Origin of the sequence: Nocardia sp. CA-145437, assembly GCF_050956485.1 — a bacterium.
Classification (GTDB): domain Bacteria; phylum Actinomycetota; class Actinomycetes; order Mycobacteriales; family Mycobacteriaceae; genus Nocardia.
The window spans coordinates 4482045-4505500 of record NZ_CP191204.1; the positions used below are offsets into that span (position 1 = coordinate 4482045).

Annotated in this window: 21 protein-coding genes; 10 read left to right on the forward strand and 11 right to left on the reverse strand. The window is 69.0% G+C overall.

What is annotated here, in order from left to right; all coding sequences use genetic code 11:
* Positions 1–6: 6 nt before the first annotated feature.
* Together ACQPYY_RS20890 and ACQPYY_RS20895 are read right to left on the reverse strand one after the other, a co-directional pair.
* Positions 7–2103, reverse strand: a complete 2097-nt coding sequence (locus ACQPYY_RS20890; RefSeq protein WP_433590653.1) for a catalase — start codon at positions 2101–2103, stop codon at positions 7–9.
* 114 nt (positions 2104–2217) lie between these two features.
* Positions 2218–4191, reverse strand: a complete 1974-nt coding sequence (locus ACQPYY_RS20895) for a potassium transporter Kup (protein ID WP_433590654.1) — start codon at positions 4189–4191, stop codon at positions 2218–2220.
* Positions 4192–4349: 158 nt separating this feature from the next.
* Here ACQPYY_RS20895 and ACQPYY_RS20900 point away from each other — a divergent pair, with 158 nt between their 5' ends.
* Positions 4350–4679, forward strand: a complete 330-nt coding sequence (locus ACQPYY_RS20900) for a plasmid stabilization protein (protein ID WP_433590655.1) — start codon at positions 4350–4352, stop codon at positions 4677–4679.
* A 35-nt stretch (positions 4680–4714) separates the two neighbouring features.
* On the opposite strand, the gene ACQPYY_RS20905 is transcribed toward ACQPYY_RS20900, so the two are convergent.
* The 5 genes from ACQPYY_RS20905 to ACQPYY_RS20925 all read right to left on the reverse strand — a co-directional run bounded on the left by ACQPYY_RS20905 (position 4715) and on the right by ACQPYY_RS20925 (position 9636).
* Entirely contained in the window at positions 4715–6505 is a 1791-nt protein-coding gene (locus ACQPYY_RS20905; RefSeq protein ID WP_433590656.1) for a glycoside hydrolase family 15 protein, read from the reverse strand.
* Positions 6506–6610: 105 nt separating this feature from the next.
* Positions 6611–7075 carry a DUF6328 family protein gene (locus ACQPYY_RS20910; RefSeq protein ID WP_433590657.1) on the reverse strand — a complete coding sequence of 155 codons (465 nt, stop codon included), beginning with the start codon at positions 7073–7075 and terminating at the stop codon, positions 6611–6613.
* Entirely contained in the window at positions 7072–7335 is a 264-nt protein-coding gene (locus ACQPYY_RS20915; RefSeq protein ID WP_379104319.1) for a hypothetical protein, read from the reverse strand. The genes ACQPYY_RS20910 and ACQPYY_RS20915 overlap by 4 nt, the downstream gene beginning before the upstream one ends.
* A gap of 155 nt (positions 7336–7490) precedes the next feature.
* Positions 7491–7736, reverse strand: coding sequence for a microaggregate-binding protein 1 (mbp1, locus tag ACQPYY_RS20920; RefSeq protein WP_357277725.1), 246 nt, complete (start codon positions 7734–7736; stop codon positions 7491–7493).
* Between the two features lie 106 nt (positions 7737–7842).
* A complete protein-coding gene (locus tag ACQPYY_RS20925) occupies positions 7843–9636 on the reverse strand; it encodes a thiamine pyrophosphate-requiring protein (RefSeq protein ID WP_433590658.1) in 1794 nt (597 codons plus the stop codon).
* 152 nt (positions 9637–9788) lie between these two features.
* Between ACQPYY_RS20925 and ACQPYY_RS20930 the strand changes: the two genes are divergently transcribed.
* Positions 9789–12692: an FAD-binding and (Fe-S)-binding domain-containing protein gene (locus ACQPYY_RS20930; RefSeq protein ID WP_433590659.1), complete on the forward strand. Its 2904-nt coding sequence runs from the start codon at positions 9789–9791 to the stop codon at positions 12690–12692.
* A gap of 5 nt (positions 12693–12697) precedes the next feature.
* Here the strand turns inward: ACQPYY_RS20930 and ACQPYY_RS20935 are convergent, their stop codons facing one another.
* Positions 12698–13165 (reverse strand): SDR family NAD(P)-dependent oxidoreductase, encoded by a 468-nt coding sequence (locus ACQPYY_RS20935; protein ID WP_433590660.1) that lies wholly within the window; start codon positions 13163–13165, stop codon positions 12698–12700.
* 97 nt (positions 13166–13262) lie between these two features.
* On the opposite strand from ACQPYY_RS20935, the gene ACQPYY_RS20940 reads away from it, so the two are divergent.
* The gene (locus tag ACQPYY_RS20940; RefSeq protein WP_433590661.1) at positions 13263–13931 is read left to right on the forward strand and encodes a PAS and ANTAR domain-containing protein; all 669 of its coding nucleotides are present in this window, start codon (positions 13263–13265) and stop codon (positions 13929–13931) included.
* A gap of 26 nt (positions 13932–13957) precedes the next feature.
* Here ACQPYY_RS20940 and ACQPYY_RS20945 read toward each other — a convergent pair whose 3' ends face one another.
* Positions 13958–15286 (reverse strand): cryptochrome/photolyase family protein, encoded by a 1329-nt coding sequence (locus ACQPYY_RS20945; protein ID WP_433590662.1) that lies wholly within the window; start codon positions 15284–15286, stop codon positions 13958–13960.
* Between the two features lie 129 nt (positions 15287–15415).
* Here ACQPYY_RS20945 and ACQPYY_RS20950 point away from each other — a divergent pair, with 129 nt between their 5' ends.
* From ACQPYY_RS20950 to ACQPYY_RS20965, 4 genes are all read left to right on the forward strand, one after another.
* On the forward strand, positions 15416–16039 hold the full coding sequence (locus ACQPYY_RS20950; protein ID WP_433590663.1) for a carbonic anhydrase: 624 nt from the start codon (positions 15416–15418) through the stop codon (positions 16037–16039).
* A gap of 178 nt (positions 16040–16217) precedes the next feature.
* Positions 16218–16490, forward strand: coding sequence for a hypothetical protein (locus ACQPYY_RS20955; RefSeq protein WP_379104337.1), 273 nt, complete (start codon positions 16218–16220; stop codon positions 16488–16490).
* A 273-nt stretch (positions 16491–16763) separates the two neighbouring features.
* Positions 16764–17705 carry a hypothetical protein gene (locus ACQPYY_RS20960; RefSeq protein WP_433590664.1) on the forward strand — a complete coding sequence of 314 codons (942 nt, stop codon included), beginning with the start codon at positions 16764–16766 and terminating at the stop codon, positions 17703–17705.
* Between the two features lie 5 nt (positions 17706–17710).
* A complete protein-coding gene (locus ACQPYY_RS20965) occupies positions 17711–18469 on the forward strand; it encodes a lytic transglycosylase domain-containing protein (protein WP_433590665.1) in 759 nt (252 codons plus the stop codon).
* 22 nt (positions 18470–18491) lie between these two features.
* Here ACQPYY_RS20965 and ACQPYY_RS20970 read toward each other — a convergent pair whose 3' ends face one another.
* Positions 18492–18704, reverse strand: a complete 213-nt coding sequence (locus ACQPYY_RS20970; RefSeq protein WP_433590666.1) for a hypothetical protein — start codon at positions 18702–18704, stop codon at positions 18492–18494.
* A 158-nt stretch (positions 18705–18862) separates the two neighbouring features.
* Complete coding sequence (locus ACQPYY_RS20975) at positions 18863–19675, reverse strand: hypothetical protein (protein ID WP_433590667.1); 813 nt, start codon at positions 19673–19675, stop codon at positions 18863–18865.
* A gap of 488 nt (positions 19676–20163) precedes the next feature.
* Here ACQPYY_RS20975 and ACQPYY_RS20980 point away from each other — a divergent pair, with 488 nt between their 5' ends.
* Genes ACQPYY_RS20980 through ACQPYY_RS20990 form a run of 3 tightly spaced genes read left to right on the forward strand, consistent with a single transcriptional unit; the run spans position 20164 to position 23437 of the window.
* The gene (locus tag ACQPYY_RS20980) at positions 20164–20454 is read left to right on the forward strand and encodes a hypothetical protein (protein ID WP_433590668.1); all 291 of its coding nucleotides are present in this window, start codon (positions 20164–20166) and stop codon (positions 20452–20454) included.
* Positions 20455–20463: 9 nt separating this feature from the next.
* A complete protein-coding gene (locus ACQPYY_RS20985) occupies positions 20464–22464 on the forward strand; it encodes an aconitate hydratase (RefSeq protein WP_433590669.1) in 2001 nt (666 codons plus the stop codon).
* Positions 22465–22489: 25 nt separating this feature from the next.
* Entirely contained in the window at positions 22490–23437 is a 948-nt protein-coding gene (locus ACQPYY_RS20990; RefSeq protein ID WP_433590670.1) for a DoxX family protein, read from the forward strand.
* Positions 23438–23456: the final 19 nt, after the last annotated feature.

A 23456-nucleotide genomic window follows, 5' to 3' on the forward strand; every position in this document is an offset into this window, starting at 1 on the left:
GGAGGGTCACGCGGGGACGGCGTGCGTGATGCGTCGCCAGACCCGGTGCCGCGCAAGGACTTCCGCGAAGGCATCGGCGAATCGCGCCGGGATGTCCCGTCCGGATGCCGTGGTGACCACGACGCCGTCGACAGTGCCGAGCCCATCCTCGGGCGGTATCGGACTCAGTCCGATGGTCCGCAGCAGCGACGCGCCCGCCCCGAATCCGCCGATCGGTTTGGCGTGCTTGTAGGCCTCGAGCACGAAGTGGACCGCGGGACCGTCACCGCCCAGCGATTCGACCGCGTCCGGACCACCCGCGACCAGGACACCGTCGTACAACACCGACGACACGGTCGCCAGCGAACGGTCCACCGGCACGGTCCCGCCGCCCTCGGCGCCGACCTCGCCGCCGTGGGCCGCCAGGGTTTCCAGCACCGCGCCGCGTCCTCGTAGCGCGGAACTCACCCGTTCCAGCCCGTCGGCGTCGACGCCGTCCGCGATCAGCACGGCGATCTTGCGGGTGGCGATGCCCTCCCCGGGCAGGCTCGACTGCGACAGCGCCGGCGACGCGGTCACCTCCCCGTTGTACGACACACCCGGGACCCGCATGCCGAGTTCGGCGGCCACCCGGACCGCCAGCTCGGCGTCGATGCGCGCGAGGTGTTCGAGGACGCGTTCGCGGATCTCCGGCCTGGTCAGCTTGCCGAGTTCGAAGGCGAAGGCGGCCACGATGTGATCGGCTTCGGGTTCGGACATACTGCGCCAGAACATGCGTGGCTGCGTGTAGTACTCGCGGAACTTCGCACCGCGCCCCCGGGCCGTGGCGCCGTACAGCGACTCGGAATGGTGCTGGAACGCACCGTCCCCGGCCAGGGCCGGGCAGCCGCCCCCGATCGTGTTCTCGGTGTAGGCCGCCTCGCCCTGCGGGATGGCGTGCTGTCCGTAGCCGTCCTGCTGGTGGTTGGCCACGTCCGCCACCGGCCGATTGATCGGCAGCTGCGCGAAATTCGGCCCGCCCAGCCGGATCAGCTGCGTGTCCAGGTAGGAGAAGTTGCGCAGTTGCAGCAGCGGATCGTCGGTGAAATCGATGCCGCGCACCAGGTTCGCGGTGTGGAAGGCGACCTGTTCGGTCTCGGCGAAGAAGTTGTCCGGATTGCGATCGAGCACCATGGTCCCGACCGGTCGCACCGGAACATATTCCTCCGGAATCAGTTTCGTCGCGTCCAGCAGATCGAAGTCGAAATCGAATTCCCGATGCTCCGGGATCAGCTGCACCCCGAGCTCCCATTCCGGGTACTGCCCGGCGGCGATGCAGTCCCACAGATCGCGCCGATTGAAGTCCGGGTCGCGCCCGGCGATCTGCTGGCATTCGTCCCACAGCAGCGAGTGCACGCCGAGTTTGGGTTTCCAGTGGAATTTCACGAATGTCGACTGCCCGTCGGCGTCGACGAGCCGGAAGGTGTGCACGCCGAAGCCCTGCATCATCCGATAGCTGCGCGGCAGGGCCCGGTCCGACATGAGCCACAGGATCGCGTGCAGGGTCTCCGGTTGCAGCGCCACGAAGTCCCAGAGGGTGTCGTGGGCCGAGGCGGCCTGCGGGATCTCGTTGTGGGGCTCGGGTTTCACCGCGTGCACGAAGTCGGGGAACTTGATGCCGTCCTGGATGAAGAAGACCGGGAAGTTATTGCCGACCAGATCGTAATTGCCCTCCGCGGTATAGAACTTCGTCGCGAAGCCGCGCACGTCGCGCACGGTGTCGGCGGATCCGCGCGATCCCGCGACCGTGGAGAACCGCACGAACACCGGCGTCTCCACGGCCGGATCGGTGAGGAACCGCGCCGTGGTGAACCGGCCCAGCCACCCGGTATGCGGCCGGAAGCGCCCGTAGGCCCCCGCACCGCGCGCGTGCACGACGCGTTCGGGAATCCGCTCGTGATCGAAGTGCGTGATCTTCTCGCGGGCGTGGAAGTCGGCCAGCAGGGCCGGGCCGCGATCGCCCACCTTCACCGTGTCGTCGGTGCCGTCCACCCGGACGCCCTGCTGCGTGGTCAGGTAGCCCCGGTCCCGCGCGACGCGATACGAATCCAGCTGGCGCTGCTTGTCGTTCCTCTCACTGTCCATGTGGCGACTCTCCTCCGCTCGATGGCCGGAAACCCGGATGTCTGCGTATCGCCCGCTTACCCGAGCCGGGCGCTTTCACACACCCGCCCGCGCCATGTCCGCGCCGGAGGCCGGTCAGACCTCGATGCGCTCGCCGAGGGTCACCGTGCGGTGGCGAGGCAGGCGGAAGTAGTCGGCCACGTCCGCGGAGAGGTGGCTGGTGGCGATGAACAGCCTGGTGCGCCAACGGGACATGGCGGGGTGGTCGGCGGCGCGTAGTTCGATCTCGGAGAGGAAGTAGGAGGCGTGGTCCAGGTCGAGTTCGCCTTCGGCCTCGTCGGTGTCGAGGGCGGCCAGGGCGGCGTGGACATCGGGGGTTTCCATATAGCCGACTCGGACGGTGACGTGGACGATGCCGTCGTCGCGGTAGCCGAGGTGGTCGACGCGGACGCGGTCGTCGGGTGCGATTCGGGGGACGGGTTCGGTTTCCACCGAAGCGATGACGGTGTGACGGTGGCGGACGCTGTTGTGTTCGACATTGGCGCGCAGGGCCAGCGGCACAGCGTCCTTGCCGCGGCTGAGGAAGACGGCGGTGCCGTCGACGATCGTCAACCGTGATGGGTCGTGCCACAGGTCGTCGACGAACTCGCGCAGGGAGCCTTCCAGGCGGTCGCGTTCGTCGGCCAGCACGCCGCGCCCGCGTTGGAAGGTCGTCATGACCACGAAGGCGGCCACGCCGATCAGCAGCGGCAGCCAGGCGCCGTGCAGGAGTTTGGTGAGGTTGGCGGCGACGAACAGCAGGTCCACCGTGAGCAAGGGCGTCCAGACCACCACGACGAGCCACAGCGGCAGTTGCCATTTCGCGTGGGCGAGGTAGCCGAGCAGCAGGGTGGTGATGGTGATCGTGCACGTGACCGCCATACCGAAGGCGAAGGCCAGGGCGGTCGAACTGCGGAAGGCCAGCACCAGGGTGAGCACCGCGACCAGCAGCAGCCAGTTGACCCACGGCACGTAGATCTGCCCGGGCGCCGAGGCCGAGGTGTGCGCGATGCGCAGTCTCGGCAGGTATCCGATCCGCGCGGCCTGGGACGCCACCGAATACGCGCCGGTGATCACCGCCTGCGACGCGATCACCGTCGCCGCGGTGGCGAGGGCGACCATGGGCAGCCGACCCCACTGCGGGACCAGCAGGAAGAACGGGCTCGCCACGTGGGCGCGGGTCCCGAGGATCAGGGCGGCCTGCCCGAAATAGCTGAGCACGCAGGCGGGCAGCACCAGCACAAGCCAAGCGGTGGTGATGGATCGGCGGCCGAAGTGCCCCAGATCCGCGTACAGCGCCTCCGCTCCGGTGACCGCCAGCACGATGGCGGCCAGCGCGAAGAACGCGACGGCGAAATGCCCGGCGAGGAAGCCGAGCGCGTAGCCCGGCCACAGCGCCTTCAGGATCGCCGGATGCCGGCAGATCCCGCCGATGCCGCACGCCGCGATCGCCAGGAACCAGATCACCATCACCGGCCCGAACAACCGGCCCACCGACTCGGTGCCGCGATGCTGAAAGATGAACAGCAGCACGATGATCAGCGCCGTGACCGGGACGACGGCCTTGGCCAGCGACGGTTCCACCACCTCGATCCCCTCCACCGCGGACAGCACCGAGATGGCGGGAGTGATCATGCTGTCGCCGAAGAACAGTGCCGCGCCGAAGATTCCGAGGGCCGCCAGTACCGCGGCGGGCCGGCGGCCGCGCGCGGCGAAGCGTCGCACCAGCGTGATCAGTGCCATGATCCCGCCCTCACCGTCGTTGTCGGCCCGCATGGCCAGCAGCACATAGGTGACGGTCACGATGATCAGCACCGACCAGAACACCAGCGACACGACCCCGTACACAGTGGCGGGTTCCACCGGCACGGGGTGCGGGTCCGAGGGATCGAACACGGTCCGCATCGTGTAGATCGGACTGGTCCCGATGTCGCCGAACACGACTCCCACCGCCCCGATCAGCAGACCCGGCCGGACCGCGTCCCGCAGCGAACCGCGTCCGCCCGACGCACCGGACTGCCCGGCCGACCCCGGGTCATCCGACACCGTCGAATCCTGGCGCTCGGACATCCCGTCACCCGGCCTGATCGTGGTCCGGATCGATCCCGATCGACAGGTTCGGTCCGCCGGTTCCGGGTACTGCGATCATGTCCCTACCCTCCTCGCCGAGTGCTGATGCCTTCGGCGTACCCGCTCAGAGAGCGGAGACACAGCATCGGAGCAGTGCCATGCCCAAGGAATGGACGAAGAAAGACGAACGTCAGTACGAGCACGTCCGCGACTCCGCCGAGGAGCGCGGCGAGAGCCCGGCCCGGGCTCGGGAGATCGGTGCCCGCACGGTCAACAAGAATCGTGCCCGGGCGGGCGAGACCAAGACCGCCAGCCGGACGTCCTTGCAGGGTAAGTCCCCGCAACAGCGTGGTGGTGAGCGTTCGGGCCGGCGCGGACCCAAGGGCCTGACCAAGGACCAGTTGTACAACGAGGCCAAGCAGCGAAACATCAAGGGCCGCTCGGGAATGTCGAAAGCGCAGCTCGCCCACGCTCTCGGCCGAGCCTGAACCGCCCCGGGCATCGGTTCGCCATGACTCCCCGGTCACGGCGGACCGTCGTCTGGTTCGAGATCCGCCCATTCCCGTTGCAGAGCCGGATGATTGGACGCTTCGAGCAGTAAGGCGTGGACGAACGCCTGCGGTAGATTGCCCCGTAACTGGCGTTGCGCGACATCGAATTCCTCGGCGAACAGGCCCGGTGTGCCGCAGGCGGCGCGGTTGCGTTCGAAGTAGCGGGCCGCGGTGACGGGCAGGGACAGATCGGCCGTCGCGATCGCCATCGCGAAGCCGCACAGCAGAAAGGCGCCCTCGTTGCCGCCGAGCGGGTTCTCGCCGTCGCGATACCGGTAAACGTAGTAGTCGCTGGACAATTCGCGCGCGATCGCGGACACCGTGGCCCGGACTCGCGGATCATCCAGCGGCACGGCGCCGCGGATGATCGGCAGGAGCAGCGCGGCATCCACTTCCGGATGCTGCGGCGACCGCTGCCAGCGGCCGGTGGGGTGCACACTCGTCTTCGCCACCCGCGAGACCAGCGCGTCCGCCAAGCCGGCGCAGATGGCGCTGTCGGCTCCGGTGTCCGGCAATCCGGCGACCGCCCGCAGCCCGGCGGCGCAGATCAGCCCCGAGTGCGCCCAGTGCTCGTCGTCGATCTCCCAGATCCCGGCGTCACGCCGATCATGATGTGCGGCAATGGCCTCCACCGCGACACCGACCGCTGACCGGCATTCGGCCGGCAGATGGTGGTGGCGGGCGGCGGCGGCGAACATCAGCAGCGCCTCACCGAAGATGTCGAGCTGGAACTGATCTCGCACGCGATTGCCGACGACCGCGGTGCCGCCGGGATAGCCGGGCAGGTCGACGTCCCGCTCACGCGGCACCGCCTCGCCTCGCAGGGTGTAGGCGGGCATCAACGACGGACCGTCGGCGAGCAGGCGTTCGGCGATGAAGCCGACCGCGGAATCGAGCAGGGGTAACGCGCCGGCCGCCGCGGCCGCGTGCCCGGCCAGGCACTGATCGCGGATCCAGACGTAGCGGTAGTCGTAGTTGGCTCCCTGTTCGTCCCGTTCGGGCAGCCCGGTGGTGGCCGCGGCGACCATGCCGCCGCTGGACCCGGTCATACCGCGCAGCACCGCGTACGCGTGGGACGCGTCGCGCGGCGCGGCATTCGCCCGCAGCCCGGGTACCTCCCGATTCCAGTTGAATTCCGTTGCCGTCCAGGAGAATTCTGGATCCGGCGGAGCATCGGGCAAACCGATGTCCGACAGTTCGAGGACCAGGTCCCGGTACTCGCCGGGTGGCACTCGCAGGAGCAGACGCCAACCCGGGCACTCCGGGTCTTCATCGAACACCGCGTCGGGCGCACCGCTCCACCGCAGCCGGAGTCGGCCGCACCGCGCCTCCCACGCACCCGCCGCGCGCCGGACATCGCGCAGCGGCGCCTTTCCGTAGTCGTGGACCGGGTTCAGTTCGACCAGGACCCGGGCTTCGTCGTGCAGCGCCCGCACCCGGCGCAGCACGACGACCCGATGCTCGTCTCCCGGAAAGGCCAGCGCGTCACGGCATTCGATCACCGTGGATCCGGTGACCCACCGGGAATTCCAGATCAGTGTCCGGGGGTCGTAGTAGCCGCCCCAGACGCAGCGCTCGTCGGGAGTCACCGAGTAGACGCTCGATCCCCCGATCAGCGTGTCGAAGACCGGCGCGCTGTCCCATTGCGGTGCGCACAGCCACGCGATGTCACCGCGCGGACCGATCAGCGCGCCCCGTTCGCCGTCGGCGACGAACGCGTACTCCCGCAATACGTGCGGCTGCTCGATCCGGGTCGGTTCCACTCGGTTCGATTACCACGCGGTCGCGGGAGTAACCGTCCGGTGACGACGCCCCTCCATGGGACGAAGGCACGGTCCCCGTTGAGCCGGACCCCTGCGATCGCGGGTTCAAGCGCTCCTGCCGCGATGCTCATGCCATGGATGCAATACCCAGATGGCCACGAAGAGGATGCCGGAAACAATTCCGGCGACGATTCCCGGCCAGGTACCGCCGACGGTGTCGAAAATGAGCACCGCCACCCCGGTCAACGCGACACCGAGCAAGCCCAGGCCCACGATCGCATAACGATGCGCGGCGGTCACCACATTCTCGAGCCGGTGCCGCCGGAACAGCATTCGATGCGCGGCGACCGGCGCGATCAGGCAGATGGTGGCGCCGATCGAGGCGGCCACCACCACGAGGTAGACCACCCGCATCACGCCGGACAGCATGGTGAATCGCGCCTGGAACGGCAGTGTCAGCAGGAAACCGGTCAGCAATTGCACGCCCGTCTGCACGACGCGCAATTCCTGCATCAGGCTGTTCCAATTGCGATCCAGCCGTTCGGTGGGGGTTTCGTGCCGGTCACTCATGGACTGGGTTGCGGCACATCGACATGGCAGTCGGCGATCTTCGGGTTCAGGCCGAGATAGTTGAGCGGACCCGCCACTATCGTGACCGCGATGGTTCCGGCGCTCGCGCAGTTGCTCGGCGCGCTGTCGTAATAGTGCCGTTGCCCGGCGGCCACGGCTCCGATGATCAGCCAGATCACGACCACCAGCAGCAACAGGCTGCTCGCGCCCGTGCGGCGGCGTCCACGCCACACCCGACGGTCATTCGTGAAAGTTCTCATTTCTCATCACCTTCTCCTGACGGGCGAATACCCCGACAATCGGCCGCCTAACGGGGCAATCGATGCCGTTCCGCGAGTGTGGGCGCACAGGGGAAATCCCCTGGCCTGTCGCGCTGCGAGCCAGGGGATTTCGGTGTGGTTACGTAGGAATCGGATCAGCGGTGCTGCTGCGCGCGCTGCCGCTGCTCCTCGGCCTCGGCCCGGGCGCGATCCTTCTCGGCCTGGGCCTCCCGCTTGGCGGCGTCGCGCTGGGCCTCGGCCTTGTCCTGCTGAGCCCGCCCCTCCTCGCGCAGCCCCTCATTGCCGAAGACCTTGCCCGCGGCTTCCTTGGCCGCGCCCTTGACACCCTCGACCACGCCTTCGGCGCCTTCCCGAGGACCGCTCTTCTCGTGCTCTGACATGGGATATACCTCCGTATATCGATTGCAGGGACATTCAGGACCTACCCGGGGCTTCGGACCCGAAACAGGTTGTCGGCCATTTTGTTTCGAGGCGGCGTCCCGCCGGTCAGTGCCGGGCCGGGCGCATCTCCTGGGCCTTGGTCTTCGCGCCCTGAACGATCAGGTGCCAGCCGCCGGGGTCGCCCCGCAGGATGGCTTCCGCGGTGGCCTTCAACTGCTCCCAGGTGGCGTGTGGGGGTATCGGCGGCACTTCCGGGTCGGTGCGGAAGTCGAGCAGCACCGGCCGGTCCGCGGACAATGCGGTGTCCCAGGCCGGGCCGACGTCCTCGGGACGGTCGACCGCGACGGCGGCCAAGCCCATGCAGCGGGCGACGTCCGCGTAGGAGATGTCCGGAAGTGTCTGCGATTCCTCGAATTTCGGTTCACCGCCCATGGCGCGCAGCTCCCAGGTGACCTGGTTGAGGTCGTTGTTGTGGAAGACGCACACGATCAGTCGCGGATCGGCCCAGCGATCCTGATACCGCTGGACGGTCATCAGTTCCGCGAGCCCGTTCATCTGCATCGCCCCATCACCGACCAGGGCGATGACCGGGCGATCAGGGCGGGCGAACTTGGCGCCGATCGCGTACGGCACCCCGGGCCCCATGGTCGCCAGCGTGCCCGACAGCGATCCGCGGATCTCACCGCGGAAGCGCAGGCAACGCGCGTACCAATTGGCCGCCGAACCGGAATCGGAGGTGAGGATGGCGTTCTCGGGCAGGCGCCGCGACAGCTCCCAGGCCACCCGCATCGGGTTGACCGGCTTCGCGTCGAGCATGGACTGGTTCTCGATCGTCTGCCACCAGCGGGCCACGCTCTCCTGGATGTCGATCGCCCAGGCCCGGTCCGGATTCGGCGCCAGCATCGGAATCAGTTCGGTCAGTGTGGCTTTCGCGTCGCCGACCAGGTTGACCTCGGTCGGATAGCGCATGCCGATCATGGTGCCGTCGATGTCGATCTGGACGGCGCGGGCCTGTCCGAAATCCGGAAGGAACTGGGTGTAGGGGAAATTCGAGCCCACGATCAGCAAGGTGTCGCAATCGCGCATCAGCTCATAGCTGGGCCGCGTGCCGAGCAGCCCGATCGAACCGGTCACGAACGGCAGCTCGTCGGAGAGCACGTCCTTGCCCAGCAGCGCCTTGGCCACGCCGGCGCCGGTCAGTTCGGCGATGCGGGTGAGTTCGGTCGCGCACCCGCGCGCGCCCTGTCCGGCCAGGATCGCGACTCTGGTTCCGGCATTGATGATTTCGGCCGCGCGCTCGATCTCCGCGCGAGGCGGAACCACCGTCGGCGCCGCCAGCGCGCCCGGGGAGCTGGAGGGCACCTGTTTGAATTCGTGCTCGGGCGCTTCGTATTTCTCCTCCTGCAGATCCGAGGGAATGATGACCGTGGTCGGCGCGCGCCGGGTGAGGGCGGTGCGGAAGGCGCGGTCCAGCGCGTTGGGCAGCTGGCTCGACACGTTCACCTCGACCAGATAGTCCGAGGCCACGTCCTTGAACAGGCTCTGCAGATCCACTTCCTGCTGGTAACTGCCGCCCATGGCGCTGCGCGCGGTCTGGCCGACGATCGCCACCACGGGCACATGGTCCAATTTCGCGTCGTACAGCCCGTTCAGCAGGTGGATCGCGCCGGGACCGGACGTCGCCGTGCACACCCCCACCGTGCCGCTGAACTTCGCGTACCCGGTCGCCTGGAAAGCGGCCATCTCCTCGTGCCGGGCCTGGATGAAGGCCGGGTCACCGTCGGCGCGACCGAAAGCCGCGATGAGGCCGTTGATGCCGTCGCCGGGATAGCCGAAAACCTGCTCGACACCCCATTCCCGCAACCGCTGCACGACGTGATCACTCACTTGCCGGGCCATGGTGTCTCCTGTCCCTGTGCCGGTTCTCCGCGAACAGCGCCCGAGTACCCGCGAACCCGCACCCCAATCGGCACGTGATCAGTCGGGCACAGCGGGTATTCGCGACAGCAGAACCGAAACCCGCAGGTGACCACCGGAGTGGAGGCACGCCGATGACGGCCGGATCCGATCGACAGCACCGAGCCCGACAACGCACCCGGCTGCCCCTGGAGGCGGTCGAAGCCGATCTGCGACGCGCCGTCGCCGGGGAGGTGCGCTTCGATCCGGGATCACGGGCGGCGTACTCCACCGACGCGTCCAACTACCGGGCGCTGCCGCTGGGCGTGGTCGTGCCCCGCACACCCGAGGATGCCGAAGCCGCGCTGGCGGTGTGCCGCGAACACGATATGCCCGTCCTGTCGCGGGGCGGCGGCACCAGTCTGGCGGGTCAATGCTGCAACGCGGCGGTCGTGCTGGATTGGAGCAAGTACTGCCACCGGGTCACCGAACTCGACGCGGAAGCGCGGACCGTGGTGGCCGAACCGGGCATCGCCCTCGACGCCCTGAACACCGAGCTGGGGCCCTATGACCTCATGGTGGGTCCGAAACCGGCGACCCACGTCAGCTGCACCATCGGCGGGATGATCGGCAACAACTCGTGCGGTTCCACCGCGCAGGCCTACGGGAAGATGGCCGATTCGGTGCGCAGGCTGGAAGTGCTCACCTATGACGGCACCCGCATGTGGGTCGGCCCCGGGATGGCCGGACTCACCGACCCGCTGCGCACCGGATTGCGCGATCTGACCGAACGCCACGCCGGCGACATCCGCCGCGCCTATCCGCGCATCCCCCGGCGGGTTTCGGGCTACAACCTCGACGCGCTGCTGCCGGAACACGGTTCCGATGCCGCCACACTGCTGGTGGGCAGTGAGAGCACCCTGGTGACAGTGCTGCGCGCCGAGCTCGACCTGGTCCCGGTCCCCGCCGCGACAGCGCTCGTGGTGCTGGGCTTCCCCGACGTGTTCGCCGCCGCCGACGCGGTGCCCGAGGTGCTGGAGCATCACCCGGCCGCACTGGAGGGATTGGACGAACGGCTCGTACGGCTCGAGCACAGCCGGCACCTCGCCGAGCAGGCGATCCGGCGGCTGCCGGACGGACACGCCTGGCTGATGGTGCAATTCGACGGCGACAGCCCCGACGAGGCCGACCGCGCGGCCCACCGGATGATCCGCGCGGTCACGCACCACGCCGGCGTGAGCGCCACCCTGGTCGACGAGCCCGAGCGGGAAGCCGAGCTGTGGGCGGCGCGCGAGGCCGGGCTCGGCGCCACCGCGTATCCGCCCGGCGGCCGTGAGACGCACGAGGGCTGGGAGGACGCGGCGGTGCCGCCCGAGCGGCTCGGCGATTATCTCCGCGACTTCGAGCGGCTGCTGAAGGTGTTCGACTACGAATCCAGCTCGCTCTACGGTCATTTCGGCCAGGGGTGCGTGCACACCCGCATCCCCTTCGATCTGCGCACCGCCGACGGCATCACCCGTTATCGCGAATTCGTCACGCGTAGCGCGCATCTGGTGACGGACTACGGCGGTTCGCTCTCGGGCGAGCACGGTGACGGGCAGTCACGCGCCGAACTGCTGCGCATCATGTTCGGCGACACCGTGGTCGAGGCGTTCGGCGAGCTGAAGCACCTGTTCGATCCATACAACCGGATGAACCCGGGAAAGATCGTCCAGCCACGACCGTTGGACGGCGATCTGCGCCAAGGCGTGAACTATCGGCCGTGGGAACCCGCGACGCACTTCGCCTTCCCCGACGATGGATTCCGATTCAGCCATGCCGCCAATCGCTGTGTCGGCGTGGGCAAATGCCGCGGCGAGAGCGGCGGCGTCATGTGCCCCAGCTACCGGGCCACCCGCGAGGAGCAGCATTCGACCCGCGGCCGGGCCCGTCTGCTGTTCGAGATGCTCGAGGGCGACGTCATCACCGAGGGCTGGCGCTCGACCGAGGTGCGCGACGCTCTCGATCTGTGCCTGGCCTGCAAGGGGTGTCGCAGCGACTGCCCGGTCGACGTGGACATGGCGACCTACAAGGCGGAGTTCCTGTCCCATCACTACCATCTCCGACCGCGTCCGATGGCCCACTACTCGATGGGATGGATTCCGCTGTGGGCCAGGCTGGCCGCGCCCGCCGCGCCGGTCGTCAACGCGCTGACCCACGCCCCCGGACTGCGTCGGGTGATCGCCCGCGTGGGCGGGGTGGATCCGCGACGGCAGCTCCCCCGCTTCGCCCGCACGCGGTTCACCGAGACGTTCACCGGCTCGGACGGTCTCGCCGCGGCTCCCCACGGCCGGGTGCTGCTGTGGCCGGACACCTTCACCAACAACTTCGAGCCCGGCATCGCGCAGGCCGCGGCGGAGGTGCTCGCCGCGGCGGGATTCCACGTCGAGATCCCGGACCGAACCGTGTGCTGCGGCCTGACCTGGATATCCACCGGCCAGCTGCCGACCGCCCGCCGCATTCTGCGGCGCACCCTGCGCATTCTGGAACCCGCACTGCGCGAGAGCGTTCCGGTCGTCGTACTCGAGCCCAGCTGCGCGGCGGTATTCCGTTCGGACCTGCCCGAGCTGCTGCACGGCGACGAGGACGCCCACCGCTTGGCCGGGCAGACCCGCACGCTGGCCGAACTGCTCGCCGAACGCGCCCCCGACTGGTCGCCCCCGCGGATCAGCGGTTCCGCCGTGGTGCAGCCGCACTGCCACCACCATGCGATTCTGCACTTCGACCGCGATCGGGAGCTGCTCACCGCCACCGGCGCCGAGGTCGATGTCCTCGATGCCGGATGCTGCGGTCTCGCAGGCAATTTCGGCTTCGAGCGGGGGCACTACGAAGTGTCCGTCGCCTGCGCCGAGGACGCGTTGCTGCCTGCCCTGCGGGCCCGTTCCGCCGATTCGCTCGTCGTCGCGGACGGGTTCAGTTGCCGTACGCAGATCCGCGATCTCCTGCCCGATGTGCGACCGCGACACGCGGCCGAGTTGCTCGCGGCCGCTATCCGCGTGTCGGAACGTGCTGCGCCGTAACGGATCTAGACTCCACCGGATCGACCGATCGAGAGCACCTTCCGCATCAGCCACGTCTGCGCGCTGCGCGGATGGGCGCGTTCGTCGAATTCGCCGTGTGCGCCGTAGTCGTGGCCGCCGGCCCGGTCCAATGGGGCACACAGATTGTCCGCCCGGTCCGCGGCCGGCGTATCGGTCTGCTGGCTGTCGAATCCGGTGCGGGCCAGATATCGGTCCAGCACCGTCGGAGCCAGCCGCTGGGCGACCAGCGTGCCCACCGCGGCGTGGTCGGCCACATCGACCGGAATCGCCAGGGCCCGCCCGCCCGCGTCGCGCACGTCCGCGGCGGCGGCGTCCAGACCGGCCTGCCCTCGCGCCAGCAGCGCGACCGACGCTCCTTGCGCGCCGAACCTGCGCGCGGCGGCCCGTCCGATTCCCGCACTGGCTCCGGTAACGACGACCACCTTCGGTTCCTTGTTCGCATGCGGCTTCATGTCGGGCGGATACCACCGCGCACCGCCCGCAACCGCCCCCACGCGACGGCCCCCGCGACCCGGTCCGGACGAACACGACGAGGCGGATAATGGGGTGATGGAGTCTTCGGCCGATCTTCCCGCGGAATCACTCGTCTGGGCTGCGGGGAAATATCCGGGCCCGCGGACGGGAAGCTTCCGTTTCTGGTTCGCCACCCGCCGCTGGGAATGGTCCCCTGAGCTGTACCGCATGCACGGCTACACGCCCGGCGAGGTCGAACCCACCACCGAACTCCTTCTCGCGCACAAACATCCCGACGATCGCGGCAAGGTCGCCGAGGCGATCACCCGCTCGGTCTCTTTGGGCGAGCCGTTCTCGAGCCGCCACCGGTTCATCGACACCCACGGGAACGAGCACCACGTGATGGTGGTCGCCGACCGCATCCTCGACGAAGGCCGCCCGGTCGGCACCTCGGGGTTCTACATCGACCTGGAGGGCACCCTGATCCACGCCCAGCACGAGGCCATCGAGCAGCAGATGCCCGGCGTGGTGGAGGCACGAGCCGTGATCGAGCAGGCCAAGGGCGTCCTCATGCGCATGTACCGCATCAACGACGAGCAGGCCTTCAAACTGCTGGTGTGGCGGTCCCAGGAGACCAACACCAAACTCCGCGCCCTGGCCGAACAGCTCCTGCGCGAACTGCCCAATATCCCGCCCGCGCAGCCCGGAACCGTGTCCGCGTTCGACCACATCCTGCTGACCGTGCACGAGCGCATCCCCGAGTGACCCCCGGCCTCGGGGTCGAATCGCGCTCACATCCCGTTGAATTCGACGATCGGCGGCGGATAGTCGGCGGCGAGGACGCCCGCCCGCCACGGGCGTTGGATCTCGGCGCCGGGCAGCTGGGCGAGTTCGGGCAGCCAGCGGCGGACGTAGTCGCCCTCGGGGTCGAATCGGTCGGCTTGGCGGAGGGGGTTGAGGACACGGCTGGAGCGGGTATCGGTGCCGGTGCCGGCCATCCACTGCCAGTTCAGCCGGTTGTTGGCGACGTCGCCGTCGACCAGCCAGCGTTCGAAGTGTTCGGCGCCGATGCGCCAGTCCACGCGGAGGGTCTTGACCAGGAAGCTGGCGGCGATCAATCGGGCCCGGCCCGGCATCCAGCCCTCGGCGAGCAGTTGCCGCATGCCCGCGTCGACCATGGGGTAGCCGGTCTGCCCGGCCTGCCAGGCCGCTACGCCACGCGGATCGGACCGCCAGGGCTCGGCCGGGGTGGTCTTGTAGTCAGCCACGGCGACGCGGGGTTCGTCGGCCAGGACCTGGTGGTAGAAGTCGCGCCAGGCGAGCTGACGGAGGAAGGCGAGGGCGCCCGGGTCGGCGGCGGGGGTGCGAGTCACGATCTCGGTGACGGACAGACAGCCGAAATGCAGGTAGGGAGACAGTCGCGAGGTGCCGTCGGCGGCGGGGATGTCCTTCTCGTCCTCGTAGCGGCGGACCGGGCCGGACAACCACTGCTCGAGCAGTTTTCGACCAGTCGTCTCGCCACCGACCGCCAGCTGCGGCGACCCGGGACCCGCGTCGAGATCGGCCGCGCCGGGGATCGCCTCGCTCTCCACCTCCGGGACCGTCACGGTGACCGGCGGCGGCACCGGGCGACGCACCGGCGTCTCCAGCCAACGGTTGAAATACGGCGTGAAGATCGCGTAATGCCCGCGCCCGGTATCCGGCCGGATCGCACCGGGATCCACGGCGGTGATCGAGCTGCCGTGCACTCGCAGCTCACCTCTGGCCGACGAAAGCTGTTCCCGCAGCGCGTCTTCCCGCCTCCGGCTGTACGGGGTGCCGTCCGCCGCGAGATGCACCGTGTCCGCCCCGACCTCGCGCGCGGCCCGTACCACCTCATCGACCACCCGTCCGTGCCGCACCACCAGCCGCCCGCCCCGCGCGCCCAGCTCGTCGTCGAGCTCGCTCAGCGCCGAGCACAGGAATCGCAGCCGGTTCGCCGCGTCCCCGACCCGGGCCAGCAGGTCGGTGTCCAGAACGAACAAGGGAACCACCGACTTGTCCTCGCGACACGCGGCCGCCAGCGCCGGATTGTCGTGGACCCGCAGATCCCTGGTGAACAACACGATCGACGTCGTCATGCCCGCGCCCCGCCTCCTGATCGATGGTTGCCTGATCGAAGCGACAGTACGGTCCGGCGGCCCGGCGCGCCCGCCCCGCAACGCAGGGCCGGTCGACGCGGATCATGATCAGCGTGCAGAATCGGACATATGCCTCACTCAAATCCGATCAGTGCCTGGAAATCGCTCCGCGACGGCAACGACCGCTTCGTGTCCGGCAGCCAGGTCCACCCCTCGCAGGGCGCCGGTCACCGCGAAGAGCTGGTGGCAGGCCAGCACCCCACCGCCATCCTGTTCGGCTGTGGTGACTCCCGGGTGGCCGCCGAGATCATTTTCGACCAGGGCCTCGGCGACATGTTCGTGGTCCGGACCGCGGGCCACGTCATCGACTCCTCGGTGCTGGGTTCCATCGAGTACGGCGTGCAGGTCCTCAACGTGCCGCTGATCGTGGTGCTCGGCCACGACAGCTGCGGCGCGGTGAAGGCCACCCTCGACGCGCTGGACGGCGGCGCGGTGCCCGGCGGGTTCATCCGCAGCCTCGTCGAGCGTGTCACCCCGTCGATCCTGCTGGGCCGCCGCGAGGGCCTGAACACCGTCGACGAGCTCGAGGCCCGCCACGTCGCCGAGACCGCGCGGGTTCTCATGGAGCGCTCGCAGATTATCTCGCAGGCCGTCGACGCGGGCCGCCTGGCCATCGCCGGCGTCACGTACCAGCTCAGCGACGGCCGCGCCCACCTCAACCAGGTCATCGGCAATATCGGCGAACAGCCCTGAGTTCGGCCGTGCGGAAATCGACAATTCCGCATTGAAATACCAACGGGTCCTGAGGCTTTCGCCGTGATCGCCGCAGGAAACAGGCGGTGCTGTTCCGCATTCGATTTCCGGATTAGCACCGCCTGTTTCTGCGTACACTCTCCCGCGATAGCCGACACCTATACAGCAGGGCTCAACAATGACAAAGCTCGACTGGACCACCACCGTGACAACCGGCCCCGGCGGCATCCGCACCGAGGAAGCCGGAACCCTCGACGGTGAGATCACCCTCCGCACCTTCTGGTCCGACACCGACAATCTCGCACTGGTCACGGTGCAACACCATGAAATCCGCGAGTGGTACACGGTGGCGGGCGGCCCCGTCCCCGCCGACTCCAAGGAACTCGCCGAGGCCGTCCACCAAGCCGCCGTGGCCGCCGCCCGCGAGGGCGACGACGCCACCGCCGGGTAGTAATTCCCCAGAGCGCCCAATCCACCACGGTTTTCGCTCACGCATCAATTCCCGCGGCGCAGTCGACGGGTTCGGAGGCGAAGACCTGGTGGATCAAGGTGGAACAGGATTGATTCAGATACATTCGCGCACCTGATCATTCGGCGTGTGTCGATCTGTTCACCCGTGGAACATCCTGTAGCTCCGGAACATTGGGTTCGGCGCTACGAGGCGCCTCCAGGATATGCCGGTCCTGGCAGAGGCCAGGTCGGTGATGTTCCAGGAGGATTCGTGGTGACGATGCGCGACGCACGCCGGTATCTGCCCAATACAGCGGCCACCATGGCGTTGATCGCGCTCGCGGTCGGCGGGGTCGCGATCACGGCGGATTCGCCGCAGAACGACCGGGCGGGCACTGTCGTGGCGTCGTCGAAGGTCTCCGATACCTCCGCCGAGGCGGACCCGGCCACCGAGATCGGGCCGGTCACCGAGCTCGCGGACGTGACCGAGACGCCCCAGGACGGGACCGTGCCGGACGACATGCCGGTGGCGGACACCCCCGACAGCGGGGACGTGCCCGGGACCGAGACGCCGAGCCCCGACACCACCGACCCCGCTACCAGCACGCCGACCGACACTCCGACCACGAGTCCGTCGTCGGGTCCGACCATCAATGTGAATGTGAGTGCGAGCCTGGGCATTTCGGCGCAGGTCTCCCCGCCGACCGACGTCGTCACGACGCTGACGCCCGGCCTCACCACAGTGACCGCGAGCCCGTCGCCGACCACCACGACCACAGACCCCGCGTCGCCGGTCCCCGTCGCGGCAACGACAGCCACCACGACCGTGCCGGTCCCCGGCGCAGCGACGACCACCACGACCACCCCCATCCCTGCCACCGCAGCGACGACCACCACCGCGACTCCGGTCCCTGCTACCGCAACGACAACAACGACCCCGGTTCCTGCGACGACGACCACCGCGGTCCCGCCCACCCCGACACCCGCCAAGGGGACGACCACCCCGACCACGGTCCGTGCGACCACCCCGTCCGGCAAGCCGACGACACCGCGCCGCACCCCGACGTCGACCACGGTCACCAAAACGACCGCGCCCAAGCCGGTTCCGTCCTCGGCCCGCCCGACGGTCGCGCAACCGCCGACCACGACGCACCGGCCGACGCCGACGACCACCACGGTGGCTCCCACCGCGCCCAAGCCCGTCCCGGCCAAGTAGCGCCGATGGCGATGACAGCGCGTCCGGCGCTGCTGGTGGCCGCGGCCGCCGCGATCCTCGCGGGCTGCGGCGTCTCCGACGGAACTTCCGATCCACTGCCGCCGCGCGCGACCGAGTCGATCCCGGCGATCCGCCTCGACGCGGCCGAGTCTCCGCTCGACCAGCTCCGCGAGTGGGCGCGTGCGCGGTCCGAAACGAGCGGCATCCCGATGCGAGCCCTGCAGGCGTACGGCTATGCGACGGTGGCCATGTCGAAAGCCCAGCCCGGTTGCCATCTCGGCTGGGTGACGCTGGCCGGTATCGCCCGCGTGGAAAGCGATCACGCCCGTTTCGGCGGCGCGACCATCACCACCGATGGATCGGTGCGCCCCCCGATCCGAGGGATCGCGTTGGACGGCACCGGGGGTAATGCGCGGATCATCGACCCCCATGCCACCACCCGAGCCGGTCATACGGTGTACGCGCGCGCGATGGGCCCGTTCCAGTTCATCCCCGACACCTGGAAACGCTGGGGCGTCCACGCGGCCGTCGGCTACAACACCCTCGCCCCCACGCTGAAGGCCGCCAAACCGGCTGCCACCGGCGACCTTTCGGGCAGCCCGGACAATATCGACGACGCGGCCCTCGCGGCCGGTCGATACCTGTGCGCGACGGGAGGCGATCTGGCCACGGCACACGGCTGGCGGCAGGCCATCCTGGCATACAACCACTCCGCCGTGTACGTCGATCAAGTGCGCAGCGCCGCGCTCGGCTACCAGAAGTAGCCGAGCGAGCGGAACAGAACCGTCAGCCGGCCTTGGCGGTGGTAGTGGTCCGGCTGGACGAGGACGGGGTCGTCGTGGGCATGTCGATCACGTCCGGCAAGCGACCACCGCCGAGGACGGGTACCGCGCTGGTCGGGGACGGCGGGACCAGTGGGGTGCTGCGGTGATCGCCGCATCCCGTGATCGCCGCCGCCACCATCGCTATCGCGGCCACCGTGATCAAGTGCTTGGGCACGAGTCAACCTTTCGAAGAGGGACGACCAATTCTGATGCACCCGCCTCGAGAATGTGGCGCGAAAGATCAACTTAGGCACACAAAGTCGGCCCCGGTGGCACAACGACGCCCGAATAGTTCCGTGAGTCCAGTTCTCCGACAGCAAATTCCGTAGCGAATCAGCAGCGAACGCCAGAGATGGTGAACCGTTCGATGTCGGCGACGTGCCCCCCGGTTGCCGCCACGATGGTGAGCGTGGCCGGACAGGCATCCGAAACGGACACCGTGGCGCTCCAGGACGATTCGGTACCGCCCGCGGGAATCGGAGCGGATCGACCGACGGGCTGATCCCGATCCGAGCGCAGGATCCGGACCCGAATGCTCTCGTCCACACCGGTAATGGTGCCGCCGACGGCCACCGGCGACGAGACCGTGCCGCCGTAGCGCGGCGTGGTCAGCTGGAAGGTGGTGTCGTCGGTGCCGACGACCTCCCACGGCGCGGTGTCACCGTGCCCCATCCGGACCAGATGTACGACGGCCGCTACGACAGGCACGCCGTTCGGATTGTCGAAACCGACGCTGACCCGCGACTGGTCCCTGTCGGTGGCCACCTTCACGATCTTGTCCAAGCTCGAGAACCCGAGGTAGTGCTGGGTGAAGGACTGCGCGGTGGCGGCGGGATCGAGATGCCAGGGTTGATGCCCGGACCCGGCGTCCCGCTGCCAGGCCGCGGCTTCGGCGCTGTCGCGGAAAGGCCACAGCGGTTGGTACGGGAACTCCGCGGCCGCGGGTGTCGTCGTGGCGGCCGGCCCCGAGGTCCCCGGTGCGGAACTGCCCGGAGGGGCGGTCGTGGACGCACCGCCCGGCGCGGCCGTCGTGGTGACGGCGGGCCCACCGCCGCTGGAACAGGCCACCAGCCCGGCCGCCGCCGGGATCACGACCATCGCGAGGACGGTCCGGCGGCGCTGCCCCCGGGAAGTTTTCCTGGTCATGTCCGCACCGGCCTCCCGCCGACAATGGGCCCTTGGTCGGATTAGCCGACAATGGGCCCTTGGTCGGATTAGCCGACAATGGGCCCTTGGTCGGATTATCGGACGAATCACCCATGATCGCCATCATCTCCACGACCCTGTCCGGAACCGAATACATCGCGATTGTCCGGGTAAGCGAGCGGTATGGAACCCCTGAGCGTCCGATCCGGTATCGAGTCGGACGGTGCCCCGGTTCCTCCGGTGCGACCGCCGGAACCGGTCCCACCGTTGGAGCCGGGGGAACCCATCCCCGAGCCCGAGCCGCCGGCACCCCTGCCCACGCCCGGCCCGCCGATCCCCCGCCCACCTGATCCGCATCCACCGCCCGTGCCGCCGGCGCCGATTCCTGATCCGCTGCCGCCATTGGCACGTTTCGGTCCCGCGCATCGGGTTACTCGACCGACTGCCGGCAGTCCGTCCGGCGCTCACGACAGCGGAAGGAAGACCTTATGCTGATGCTCACCCCCACTGCCGTCGAGGCGGTACGCGGAATCACGTCCGGGGAAGGCGCCCCGCGCGACGCCGGACTGCGGATCACCACGCCGGATGACGCCGAAAGCTTCCAGCTCGCGGTCGCGGAGGGGCCGTCCGAGGACGACGAGGTATTGACCGCGGAGGGCGCGCGGGTCTACATGGACCGGCGGTCCGCGGAGTTCTTCGACGACAAGATCCTCGACGCGGGCATGGACGCCACGGGCAATGCCACCTTCGTCGTCGGACCCCAGGCCGCCAACCGCTGATCGATCGCCATGTCCGGCAATCTGGCGCGCACACTGATCGCCTCGCATCTGGTGTCGGGTGCGATGACGCCGGGCACCGAGATCGCGATTCGGATCGATCAGACGCTGACCCAGGACGCCACCGGCACCGTGGTGATGCAGGAGCTCGAGGCCTTGGCCCTCGATCGCTCACGCACCGAGGTGAGCGTCCAGTACGTCGACCACAATCTGTTGCAGACCGACGAGAGGAACGCCGAGGACCACGAGTATCTCCGCACGGCCGCCCAGCGCTTCGGCCTGTGGTTCTCCAAGGCGGGAAACGGCGTCTCCCACCCCACCCATATGCAGCGTTTCGGGGTCCCGGGCAAGACGCTCGCCGGATCCGATTCGCACACGCCGGCGGCGGGCTCGCTGGGCATGCTCGCCATCGGTGTGGGCGGATTGGAAGTGGCGCTGGCCATCTCGGGTCAGCCGCTGCACCTGCGGATGCCCAAGATCTGGGGCATTCGTCTCGAAGGCGAACTGCCGCAGTGGTGTTCGGCCAAGGACGTGATCCTGGAAATGCTGCGCCGCCACGGCGTCAGCGGCGGGATCGAGCGCATCATCGAATATCACGGGCCGGGCCTGGCGGGACTGTCCGCGATGGATCGGCATGTGATCGCGAACATGGGCGCCGAACTCGGCGCCACCACCACGGTTTTCCCGAGCGACGAGGCCGTCCACGCGTTCCTGCGCGCGGAGGGCCGCGAGGACGACTGGGTCGAGCTGGCCGCCGACGCCGACGCCGAGTACGACATCGAGGAGACCATCGACCTGTCCACGTTGGAACCCCTCATCGCGAAACCGTCGTCGCCGGGCGCGGTGGTACCGGTGCGCGAGGTGGCGGGCACCGAGATCGCGCAGGCGGTGATCGGGTCCAGCGCCAATCCCGGACTGCGCGATTTCGCCATGGCGGCGGCCATGGTGGCCGGACGGCAGACCGTTCCGCAGGTGAGTTTCGACGTGAACCCCACGTCGCGGGAGATCCTCACGGATCTGACCCGGATGGGTGCGGTCACCGACCTGGTCGAGGCGGGTGCGCGCATCCACCAGGCCGGGTGCCTGGGCTGCATCGGCATGGGCCAGGCCCCCGCCGTCGGCCGCAATTCGCTGCGGACCATGCCGCGCAACTTCCCGGGCCGCTCGGGCACCAGGGAGGACTCGGTCTGGCTGTGCTCGCCGGAGACGGCGGCCGCGTCCGCGCTGACCGGCGTGATCACCGATCCGCGGGAGTGGGCGCGCACGGTCGGCATGGACTACCCGAAACTCGAACTGCCCGTGCGGGCCTCGGTCAATACGGCGATGCTGGTTCCCCCGCTCGAGCCGGAGCGGGCACGGCTGGTGCGGCCGGTGAAGGGGCCCAATATCTCCAGCCTGCCCGAGCTGACGCCGCTGCCGGATCGGATCGTCGGGCCGGTGCTGTTGAAACTCGGCGACGATATCTCCACCGACGCGATCTCCCCCGCCGGAGCCCGCGCCCTGCCCTACCGATCCAATATCCCCAAGCTGGCGATGTTCGCCTTCACCCCGATCGACGAGACCTATCCCGAACGGGCGCAGCGGGTTTCCGATACCGGACACTTCGTCGTCGCGGGCGAGAACTACGGTCAGGGGTCCTCGCGCGAGCACGCGGCGATCACGCCCCGCTACCTCGGTCTGCGGGTGGTCATCGCCAAATCCTTCGCCCGCATCCATTGGCAGAACCTGGCCAACTTCGGCGTTCTGGCCCTCGAATTCGAGGACCCCGCCGACTACGACCGCACCGACCGCGATGACGTGCTGGCACTGCTCGATCCACACGCCATCGTCCGCGACACCACGCTCGAGGTGCTCGACATGAGCAAGGAATCCACTTTCACCGTGCGACACCGGCTTTCGCCACGTCAGGTGCGAGACGTCCTGGCCGGCGGCCTCATCCCCCGGCTGGTCGCGGGCGGCCTGGCGTTTGAGGACGAGGACGCCGGGAACAGCGACGACATCAGCGCCTGCTGAGACAGCCTTCCGGAAAGGAATCACCATGCTGCGACGTATTGCCCACCCCCTGCTGGCGACCGCTTTCGTCGCCGACGGAATCGACACGCTCACCCACCCCGATCCCCGGATCAAGACCGCGTCCGAGGCGGTGCGGCAGGGCGAGCAGCGGTTGCCGGCCAAGCTCGCGGCCTATCTGCCCGACGATCCGGCCACACTGGTCCGGATCAACGCGGCGGTCCGGGTCGGCGGCGGCGCACTGCTGGCCCTGGGCAAGTTGCCCCGGTTGTCCACCGCCGTGCTCGCCGCGACCGTGATCCCGTCGGCCCTGACCGAACCGGGGTTCTGGACCGAGGTGGACCCCGAACGGCGTTCGGCCCGACGCAACGCGCTGCTCAAGGACGTGAGCCTGCTCGGCGGGTTGCTCATCGCCTCGACCGACCGGCAGGGCAAGCCCTCACTCGGCTGGCGTGGCCGCCGGGCCCTGGCGAAGCTGCAGGCCGACGACTCCGCCACCACCAGGCTCGCCGACGCCGCGAAGGTCCACGGACCCGAACTCGCCGCGGCGGTCCGAACCCGCGGTGAACACCTGGCGGAGACCGCCCGCGAACGCGGTCCCGAACTGGCCGCCGCCCTGCACGACCGCGGCGAGCGACTGGCCGATATCGCCCAGCACCGCGGCGCACAGCTCGCGGACTCCGCTCGCGAACACGGACCCGAACTCGTTGCGGCACTGCACGACCGCGGCGAGCGACTGGCCGATGTCGTACAGCATCGCGGCGAGCGACTGGCCGAGGCGGCCCAGCAGCGCGGCGCTCAACTGACCGATTCGGCCAGGGAGCTCGGCGCACAATGGAGCGACGTCGCCGCCGACCGCGGCGGCCACCTTCTCGACACCGCCCGCGATCAGGGCGGTCACCTCGCCGCCAGAGCCAAGCGGCGCGGTGAGCGGCTCGCGGACGCGGCCCGCACCGCCGCCGACCGGGCACACTGACAGCGACCGGGCGCACTGA